The organism is Maribacter sp. Hel_I_7, from assembly GCF_000688315.1.
In the GTDB taxonomy this organism is placed as follows: domain Bacteria; phylum Bacteroidota; class Bacteroidia; order Flavobacteriales; family Flavobacteriaceae; genus Maribacter; species Maribacter stanieri.
This window is the reverse complement of sequence record NZ_JHZW01000002.1, coordinates 2,279,348-2,290,000: the sequence shown is the minus strand read 5'-3', so window position 1 is coordinate 2,290,000 and position 10,653 is coordinate 2,279,348. Positions and strand designations below refer to the sequence as shown.

The 10,653-nt window shown below is 44.2% G+C and carries 1 protein-coding gene, 2 tRNA genes and 4 rRNA genes (1 of these 7 running past the window's edge); all 7 read right to left on the bottom strand.

Annotation, left to right across the window (positions count from 1 at the left end; genetic code table 11):
• Positions 1 to 1,402: ribosomal RNA gene (locus tag P178_RS0111515) — 16S ribosomal RNA — on the bottom strand (it extends 123 nt beyond the left edge of the window).
• Between the two features lie 1,302 nt (positions 1,403 to 2,704).
• Positions 2,705 to 2,816, bottom strand: a 5S ribosomal RNA gene (rrf, locus tag P178_RS0111510).
• 168 nt (positions 2,817 to 2,984) lie between these two features.
• Positions 2,985 to 5,815, bottom strand: a 23S ribosomal RNA gene (locus tag P178_RS0111505).
• Positions 5,816 to 5,957: 142 nt separating this feature from the next.
• A tRNA-Ala gene (locus P178_RS0111500) sits at positions 5,958 to 6,031 on the bottom strand.
• Between the two features lie 158 nt (positions 6,032 to 6,189).
• A tRNA-Ile gene (locus P178_RS0111495) sits at positions 6,190 to 6,263 on the bottom strand.
• Between the two features lie 179 nt (positions 6,264 to 6,442).
• Positions 6,443 to 7,967 (bottom strand): 16S ribosomal RNA (locus P178_RS0111490).
• Together the 16S, 23S and 5S rRNA genes with 2 tRNA genes alongside form the textbook arrangement of a ribosomal RNA operon.
• Positions 7,968 to 8,557: 590 nt before the next feature.
• Positions 8,558 to 10,549 carry a putative porin gene (locus tag P178_RS0111485; RefSeq protein ID WP_027066361.1) on the bottom strand — a complete coding sequence of 664 codons (1,992 nt, stop codon included), beginning with the start codon at positions 10,547 to 10,549 and terminating at the stop codon, positions 8,558 to 8,560.
• Between the last annotated feature and the right edge of the window lie 104 nt (positions 10,550 to 10,653).

Sequence of the window (10,653 nt, the reverse complement as noted above, 5' to 3'; positions counted from 1 at the left end):
CTTGACGGGCGGTGTGTACAAGGCCCGGGAACGTATTCACCGGATCATGGCTGATATCCGATTACTAGCGATTCCAGCTTCACGGGGTCGAGTTGCAGACCCCGATCCGAACTGTGACAGGTTTTATAGATTCGCTCTGCCTTGCGACATGGCTGCTCTCTGTACCTGCCATTGTAGCACGTGTGTGGCCCAGGACGTAAGGGCCGTGATGATTTGACGTCATCCCCACCTTCCTCACGGTTTGCACCGGCAGTCCCGTTAGAGTCCCCATCATGACATGCTGGCAACTAACGGTAGGGGTTGCGCTCGTTATAGGACTTAACCTGACACCTCACGGCACGAGCTGACGACAACCATGCAGCACCTTGCAAATTGCCCGAAGGAAAATCTATCTCTAGACCTGTCAATATGCATTTAAGCCCTGGTAAGGTTCCTCGCGTATCATCGAATTAAACCACATGCTCCACCGCTTGTGCGGGCCCCCGTCAATTCCTTTGAGTTTCATTCTTGCGAACGTACTCCCCAGGTGGGATACTTATCACTTTCGCTTGGCCGCCCAGAACTCAAGGTTCCGGACAGCTAGTATCCATCGTTTACGGCGTGGACTACCAGGGTATCTAATCCTGTTCGCTCCCCACGCTTTCGTCCATCAGCGTCAGTATATAGTTAGTCACCTGCCTTCGCAATCGGTGTTCTATGTAATATCTATGCATTTCACCGCTACACTACATATTCCGGCAACTTCACTATAACTCAAGACCGACAGTATCAAAGGCAGTTCTACCGTTGAGCGGCAGACTTTCACCCCTGACTTATCGGCCCGCCTACGGACCCTTTAAACCCAATAATTCCGGATAACGCTCGGACCCTCCGTATTACCGCGGCTGCTGGCACGGAGTTAGCCGGTCCTTATTCTTACGGTACCGTCAGTAAGCTACACGTAGCTCTTTTTCTTCCCGTATAAAAGCAGTTTACTACCCATAGGGCATTCTTCCTGCACGCGGCATGGCTGGATCAGAGTCTCCTCCATTGTCCAATATTCCTCACTGCTGCCTCCCGTAGGAGTCTGGTCCGTGTCTCAGTACCAGTGTGGGGGATCCCCCTCTCAGGGCCCCTACCCATCGTAGTCTTGGTAAGCCGTTACCTTACCAACAAACTAATGGGACGCATGGCCATCTTGTACCGCCCGAAGGCTTTAACCATATCCCGATGCCGGGTCATGGTACCACGGGGCATTAATCCAAGTTTCCCTGGGCTATTCCCCTGTACAAGGTAGGTTCCATACGCGGTGCGCACCCGTGCGCCGGTCGTCAGCGGAGCAAGCTCCCTGTTACCCCTCGACTTGCATGTGTTAGGCCTGCCGCTAGCGTTCATCCTGAGCCAGGATCAAACTCTTCATCGTTGTTTTGTAAATATTCGTCCCAACGAAGTCCAAATCTCTCCCGGCCCCGACTCTCGATTCAATTCCTTATATATACCTTACGATATACTAAATTGTATGTTTCCTTAATTCTTGTTCCTCTCGAACAGGTCCTCACCTATTCTCGATTCTTATCTCCACAATATTTCAATGAACTTCTATCCACTCCGCACCGAATCTCTCGATTCCCTTGCTTCGTTTCCCTTAGGTGTTTCCCTAAGCGGCTGCAAATATACAACTGTTTTTTAACCTGACAACTTTTATCGAAAAAAAATATTTTTTCTTTTTTCGCCAAACCAAAACAACATATCTATGAACCTTTTTCCAACTAACGATTCAGAACTAATCTTCCTCGTTTGCGGGGTGCAAATGTACACACTATTTCTAAATACACAACTACTTTTAAAACAAAATAAACAAAGTTTTTTGCACCAACTCCCAACACCTTTGTTTACAGGTTTCTATAACTCTGAAATAATATTACATCACTGCTTTTTAATTATAGATCCCATATCGAACCACTATTGACCTATCATATATATGACAACTTCACCCCCTACTACCCTATGCAACATGGAACACATCTACCCCCACAAAACTAAAAAGCAAATCATAACACCATTCTATTGTAGACGTGGATAGTTCATTGAGGCTTTAACCTATATAAGAACGGAATATACTGCTTAACAAAAAGAAGACATAAACGAAACTAAAAGAATTAATACTTTCAATATTGTTGAAACATAAAGCTTCACTTAATTAGAAATTACAGTTTAAACAAAAAGAACACATCATGTAGACAAGTATTTGATGCGAGATTTGGCATAGCCGTTTAAGAGGGATGGCGACATGCCCGGAATATAGATGAGATAATTACAAAATAAAAGGTCTCGACTATCGTATGATACTCGAGACCTTTTTATTTAAAACAATTTTGAAAGACCTGTTACATTCCATATTAACTATTCACATGTACCAATTGAGTCTTCCCTGAATCTTATTTGATCTTGATAAACGGTACAATAACTAAATATTTTCCGTAATACACCCCAGTTATCCTTGATAAACCACCGGCAGGGTTTCGATACACTGTAAGTTTCGGTTCCAAAAAAGATAACTAGTTTATAGCGAACCTCTATAATCGTCTTGTACCGTATGCCGGGACGGGTTCTTGTTGTTATATATAAAATGTTCTTTGCAAGTCTTGATATGTAAGGACCGTACCCCTTGCGTTAAATCTATGGTATAAAAAAAGCCCCTTACATTTCTGTAAAGGGCTTTCGAAAAAGGCGGCTACCTACTCTCCCACTTGGTATAGCAGTACCATCGGCGCAAACGGTCTTAACTTCCCTGTTCGGAATGGTAAGGGGTGGGCCCCGTCGCCATGGCCACCTAAGTTTTAGTTCGGGCATTCCCGAGCGCGGCCTCCGCCGCAATATCGTTGACATGAATGGAACAGGATCCTATAAAGGAAAGAAGCACTTATAGTATTAAGTATGTTTCGGTATAAAAAGAAAGAAGTAAAGATCGTCGTCCGCCCCGTTCCTAAGAACGGGACGAGCGTATGCGCAAGCCTGACGGGCAATTAGTACTACTCGGCTACGGACATTACTGCCCTTCTACCTATAGCCTATCAACGTGGTCATCTCCCACGGCCCTTTAAAGAAATCTCATCTTGTGGCTGGTTTCGCGCTTATATGCTTTCAGCGCTTATCCAATCCCGACATAGCTACCCAGCGATGCTCCTGGCGGAACAACTGGTGCACCAGCGGTCAGTCCAACTCGGTCCTCTCGTACTAGAGTCAGATCCACTCAAATTTCTAACGCCCGCAGTAGATAGAGACCGAACTGTCTCACGACGTTCTGAACCCAGCTCGCGTGCCACTTTAATGGGCGAACAGCCCAACCCTTGGGACCTTCTCCAGCCCCAGGATGTGACGAGCCGACATCGAGGTGCCAAACCCCCCCGTCGATATGAGCTCTTGGGGGAGATCAGCCTGTTATCCCCGGCGTACCTTTTATCCTTTGAGCGATGGCCCTTCCATGCGGAACCACCGGATCACTATGCTCTTGTTTCCAACCTGATCGACCTGTATGTCTCTCAGTCAAGCGCCCTTGTGCCATTGCACTCTACACACGATTGCCAACCGTATTGAGGGCACCTTTAGAAGCCTCCGTTACTCTTTTGGAGGCGACCACCCCAGTCAAACTACCCACCACGCACTGTTCTCTCATCGAGAGTTAGGCCCCGGACAAGCAAAGGCTGGTATTTCAACAATGACTCCACCACACCTAGCGATGCAGCTTCAAAGTCTCCCAGCTATCCTACACATTGCTTGACCAAGGTCAATACGAAGCTATAGTAAAGGTGCACGGGGTCTTTTCGTCCCACTGCGGGTAACCGGCATCTTCACCGATACTACAATTTCACCGAGCTCATGGCCGAGACAGTGTCCAGATCGTTGCACCATTCGTGCAGGTCGGAACTTACCCGACAAGGAATTTCGCTACCTTAGGACCGTTATAGTTACGGCCGCCGTTTACTGGGGCTTCAATTCAATGCTTCTCCCCGAAGGAATGACATCTCCTCTTAACCTTCCAGCACCGGGCAGGTGTCAGGCCCTATACTTCATCTTTCGATTTTGCAGAGCCCTGTGTTTTTGATAAACAGTCGCCTGGACCTCTTCACTGCGGCCCCCCATAAGGGGGCGACCCTTCTCCCGAAGTTACGGGTCTATTTTGCCTAGTTCCTTAGCCATGAATCTCTCGAGCGCCTTAGAATACTCATCCCAACCACCTGTGTCGGTTTACGGTACGGGCTGCTTCACTTGCTTTTCTTGGAAGTCGATATGCTGGATTATCACCTTGACCGTGGTCTCGGTGTACTATCGGGGTATTACTACTCCCTTCAACGTACAATTCCGTCTGTACGCACCAACTTCTCGCCTCCGTCACTTTTAGCGTGAGCAGGTACAGAAATATTAATCTGTTGTCCATCCACTATCCCCTTCGGGTTCGCGTTAGGTCCCGACTGACCCCCAGCTGATTAGCATAGCTGGGGAAACCTTGGTCTTTCGGCGTGCGGGTTTCTCGCCCGCATTATCGTTACTTATGCCTACATTTTCGTTTGTAACCGCTCCAGCATCCCTCGCAGGTACACCTTCGACGCAGTTACAATGCTCCCCTACCCCTCATATTAATATGAAGTCACAGCTTCGGTGATATACTTATGCCCGATTATTATCCATGCGGAACCGCTCGACCAGTGAGCTGTTACGCACTCTTTAAATGAATGGCTGCTTCCAAGCCAACATCCTGGCTGTCAATGCAGTTCCACCGCGTTATATCAACTTAGTATATACTTTGGGACCTTAGCCGGTGATCTAGGTTCTTTCCCTCTCGGACATGGACCTTAGCACCCATGCCCTCACTGCGCAGAAACATTTTATAGCATTCGGAGTTTGTCAGGAATTGGTAGGCGGTGAAGCCCCCGCATCCAATCAGTAGCTCTACCTCTATAAAACTATCTACACGCTGCACCTAAATGCATTTCGGGGAGTACGAGCTATTTCCGAGCTTGATTGGCCTTTCACCCCTACCCACAGGTCATCCCAAGACTTTTCAACGTCAACGGGTTCGGTCCTCCACTATGTGTTACCACAGCTTCAACCTGCCCATGGGTAGATCGCACGGTTTCGCGTCTACTACTACTAACTATGGTCGCCCTATTCAGACTCGCTTTCGCTACGGCTCCGGACCTGAAGTCCTTAACCTTGCTAGTAAAAGTAACTCGTAGGCTCATTATGCAAAAGGCACGCCGTCACCCATATGGGCTCCGACCGCTTGTAAGCGTATGGTTTCAGGATCTATTTCACTCCGTTATTCACGGTTCTTTTCACCTTTCCCTCACGGTACTGGTTCACTATCGGTCTCTCAGGAGTATTTAGTCTTGGCGGATGGTCCCGCCGGATTCATACAGGGTTTCACGTGCCCCGCACTACTCAGGATACCACTATCTAAATGCTCTTTACCTATACGGGACTATCACCCTCTATGGTCGCTATTTCCAAAGCGTTCTAGTTCATTACACCTCGAATGTCGTGGTCCTACAACCCGCACATGCCGGAACATGTACGGTTTGGACTAATCCGATTTCGCTCGCCGCTACTATCGGAATCACTTTTGTTTTCTCCTCCTCCGGGTACTTAGATGTTTCAGTTCCCGGGTTTGCTTGGCTTACGCCATGACATATCTTCAATATGCCGGGTTGCCCCATTCGGATATCTACGGATCATATCGTGTGTGCCGATCCCCGTAGCTTTTCGCAGCTTATCACGTCCTTCTTCGCCTCTGAGAGCCTAGGCATTCCCCATACGCCCTTTTCCAGCTTGTCGCCAGATCTTTAATCTATTCTATTTTATTCGTACTCTTTACTTAATAAAGATTCGTGTTTCTTTCTTTTTTAGTCGGCAATACATTAAAAATGTATTACCTCCTGTTCCAATATGTCAATGAACGTTGTCGACTTTCGTCGCTGTGGAGAATATCGGAGTCGAACCGATGACCTCCTGCGTGCAAGGCAGGCGCTCTAGCCAGCTGAGCTAATCCCCCGTTTTAAGTTGCCGGTGATCAGTAACCAGTAACCAGTTTTTATGCTGTTGTACTGTGTACCGCATACCGCGTACTGTAAACTGGTCTTAACCAACTTCTAAAATTTCCTTCAATACTTAATGAACGTATCGCCTATTGCTAAACGATTTTCTTGTTTGTAGTCCCAGGCAGACTCGAACTGCCGACCTCTACATTATCAGTGTAGCGCTCTAACCAGCTGAGCTATGGGACTGTCCCTACTCTTTCCTCTCGGTATAAATACCTCGCAAAAAAAGCAATTACTTATATATCATAATTATGGAGATCATTTATTGGAACATTTACTAAAGAAACTATTATTAAATCAAAAGACCGGGACCGTAGTTCCATTCTTCACTTCGTCAGGGACCGTCCTTAAAGGACAATCTCTAGAAAGGAGGTGTTCCAGCCGCACCTTCCGGTACGGCTACCTTGTTACGACTTAGCCCTAGTTACCGATCTTGCCCTAGGCCGCTCCTTACGGTGACGGACTTCAGGCACTCCCGGCTTCCATGGCTTGACGGGCGGTGTGTACAAGGCCCGGGAACGTATTCACCGGATCATGGCTGATATCCGATTACTAGCGATTCCAGCTTCACGGGGTCGAGTTGCAGACCCCGATCCGAACTGTGACAGGTTTTATAGATTCGCTCTGCCTTGCGACATGGCTGCTCTCTGTACCTGCCATTGTAGCACGTGTGTGGCCCAGGACGTAAGGGCCGTGATGATTTGACGTCATCCCCACCTTCCTCACGGTTTGCACCGGCAGTCCCGTTAGAGTCCCCATCATGACATGCTGGCAACTAACGGTAGGGGTTGCGCTCGTTATAGGACTTAACCTGACACCTCACGGCACGAGCTGACGACAACCATGCAGCACCTTGCAAATTGCCCGAAGGAAAATCTATCTCTAGACCTGTCAATATGCATTTAAGCCCTGGTAAGGTTCCTCGCGTATCATCGAATTAAACCACATGCTCCACCGCTTGTGCGGGCCCCCGTCAATTCCTTTGAGTTTCATTCTTGCGAACGTACTCCCCAGGTGGGATACTTATCACTTTCGCTTGGCCGCCCAGAACTCAAGGTTCCGGACAGCTAGTATCCATCGTTTACGGCGTGGACTACCAGGGTATCTAATCCTGTTCGCTCCCCACGCTTTCGTCCATCAGCGTCAGTATATAGTTAGTCACCTGCCTTCGCAATCGGTGTTCTATGTAATATCTATGCATTTCACCGCTACACTACATATTCCGGCAACTTCACTATAACTCAAGACCGACAGTATCAAAGGCAGTTCTACCGTTGAGCGGCAGACTTTCACCCCTGACTTATCGGCCCGCCTACGGACCCTTTAAACCCAATAATTCCGGATAACGCTCGGACCCTCCGTATTACCGCGGCTGCTGGCACGGAGTTAGCCGGTCCTTATTCTTACGGTACCGTCAGTAAGCTACACGTAGCTCTTTTTCTTCCCGTATAAAAGCAGTTTACTACCCATAGGGCATTCTTCCTGCACGCGGCATGGCTGGATCAGAGTCTCCTCCATTGTCCAATATTCCTCACTGCTGCCTCCCGTAGGAGTCTGGTCCGTGTCTCAGTACCAGTGTGGGGGATCCCCCTCTCAGGGCCCCTACCCATCGTAGTCTTGGTAAGCCGTTACCTTACCAACAAACTAATGGGACGCATGGCCATCTTGTACCGCCCGAAGGCTTTAACCATATCCCGATGCCGGGTCATGGTACCACGGGGCATTAATCCAAGTTTCCCTGGGCTATTCCCCTGTACAAGGTAGGTTCCATACGCGGTGCGCACCCGTGCGCCGGTCGTCAGCGGAGCAAGCTCCCTGTTACCCCTCGACTTGCATGTGTTAGGCCTGCCGCTAGCGTTCATCCTGAGCCAGGATCAAACTCTTCATCGTTGTTTTGTAAATATTCGTCCCAACGAAGTCCAAATCTCTCCCGGCCCCGACTCTCGATTCAATTCCTTATATATACCTTACGATATACTAAATTGTATGTTTCCTTAATTCTTGTTCCTCTCGAACAGGTCCTCACCTATTCTCGATTCTTATCTCCACAATATTTCAATGAACTTCTATCCACTCCGCACCGAATCTCTCGATTCCCTTGCTTCGTTTCCCTTAGGTGTTTCCCTAAGCGGCTGCAAATATACAACTGTTTTTTAACCTGACAACTTTTATCGAAAAAAAATATTTTTTCTTTTTTCGCCAAACCAAAACAACATATCTATGAACCTTTTTCCAACTAACGATTCAGAACTAATCTTCCTCGTTTGCGGGGTGCAAATGTACACACTATTTCTAAATACACAACTACTTTTAAAACAAAATAAACAAAGTTTTTTGCACCAACACACAACACCTTTGTTTACAGGTTTTTATAACTCCGGAATAAAGAAACACATACAAAACACTAACTACCAGACACTTAATTAATCAGGTAAACATAACTTTCCAATAATCAATGCTTTACAACTTATGCAATAAGGTTAAGAAAAGAAATTCCACACCAAACCAAAGCGTATTACAAAATCTCGATATGGGTAGTTTGGTGCTGCATAGTAATCATACCCTGAGAAAGAAGAATTAAAATGTTCTGCCTTTAAATAAATTCTTGTCTGTTTAATTCGTGCATTAATAAAGAAATCTAATAAAGGATACCCACCTAGCTCTTCTTTATTCTGAACATAAAACTCACCTAAAATAGGATTGTAACCATTCATATTATAACTAGTAAAGTATTTAAAGGTAATACCTGTTTGTAGGTACATTGCTTTTTCAAATACATCGGAAGAAAAATACAGTGTATTCCTTGTGACTAATTGCGGAACATTCAAAACTTGGGTATCTTGAGTTACGTTTTGATACATTACCGTATTATTCAAGGCAAACATTCCTACCTTAAATTCTTTTTCATATTTAACCTTTAAATGTGATACAGTTTTACCTTCTTGTAACGGTTGCAAAAAAGCATTATCAAAACCATCTGCTATTTCTTCATCTGAAACCGGTGCAAAATATGTATAGTTATCTAAATCACTATACTTTACCATTAAGTTACCCCACTTTTTTGATAAGAGCTCCCCTTTTAAACTACTAGTGCGTTCTTTTTCAAAAACATCACTATTATTCCAATTATAATTTAAGTATTCGCTTTGATATAATAGATAATTGAAATCTGGCATCCTTGAAGAAGTGTGCAATGAGAATTTCAACTTATTATTCTTATTAATACTATATGATGCCGAAGCATTAAAAAGGTTACCCGCCAATTGACCTGAAAGGTTATATTTCAAATCAGCATCAAAATCAAAACCTCCTATTCGTTTTTCATACTTACCCCCTATTCCAAACTCTGTTCCATTTAATCTATTAGGTATTATTGTCCCATCTGCTTCTATAAATTGACTATTAAAGTAGTAATCATAATTATACACGTTAATGCCACCCGTTAACCTACCTAGGGTTCTATTATAAAACTCAGCATTAACTTCGTTATAAAAAGATTTTAAAATTGCTTTATCATCTATACTACTTAAAATTGCTTCACCGAACAAATCGTTATTACTCGTCTGGACAAACTGATAATATTTAGTCTCATAATCAAAAGTATGACCTATAGATAAAGATGTTTTTTCAAAGCGAGTTGAATCTAACTGCTTTCTAACTAATTTATAGGTCTGATCCAAATAATACCTTTTACCTAAAATCTTATTATTTGCATCATCTAAATAAACATCTACTCTCGGCCTATTGATGAAATCTGGATCTCCTGATTCAAATTGATCTTCTTTTTCTGATAAACCTCCATTTTCTTCAGAAGTAATATTCTGGGCAGCTATGTGGGCCCTTAACGCATATCTACCGTTTTTAGACAAGTAATTTGTTGTGGTGATAAAGTTTCCTGACTCTATTTCAGTATCATTATATTTCCCTAATGATCTAAAACCGGTATATCCTATAGAGAAGTTTAATCTTCTGGAAGTATTAAAAGTTAAATTGGCATCTAAAAGTTGACCTTCTTCCAATGTTGTTTTAAAAAAGAGCTCTGTCATTGGTGTTGCTACATTATAATAATCTATTTGCTCTTTTTCCAAATACTTGCGATCTTTTGCTTTAGCACCTAAACTGGGATAGCTAGTTATTCTATCAAAATCTACTCCTAATTCATTATAAGCTTGACCAATATTAGAAAAGGACATCAACTCAAAATCATCTTCACGTAAGTAATTATACTTATATTCCTTTTGAATGGTAAGGGTAGTATCTAAAAAAGTAGTATCTCTCTCAAAAGAAATTATTTTATAATCTTCTATTGTCAATGTTATAGAATCTTTCTGCAACTTCTCTTTTGGACTAATTGGTTTGGTCTTTTTACCCGGCGGAAGTGAATCATTCTTTCTTTCTGACTTCTCAATTACATCTTGGCCTAAAGTAATCGAAGTTGTTAAACACAATAAAACTATAATTATATATCTCATGAAGTCTTGTTACCCTTGCAAAGTTAATTTTTTTGTTGCTAAGTAAATGTGAAAATTCAATTGACTTTAATAACCACAATACAAAGGATTCCCAAATTAATATT

Coding starts and splice junctions, on each gene's coding strand:
- P178_RS0111485 (WP_027066361.1), bottom strand. CDS start 10,549: ATGAGATATATAATTATAGTTTTATTGTGTTTAACAACTTCGATTACT.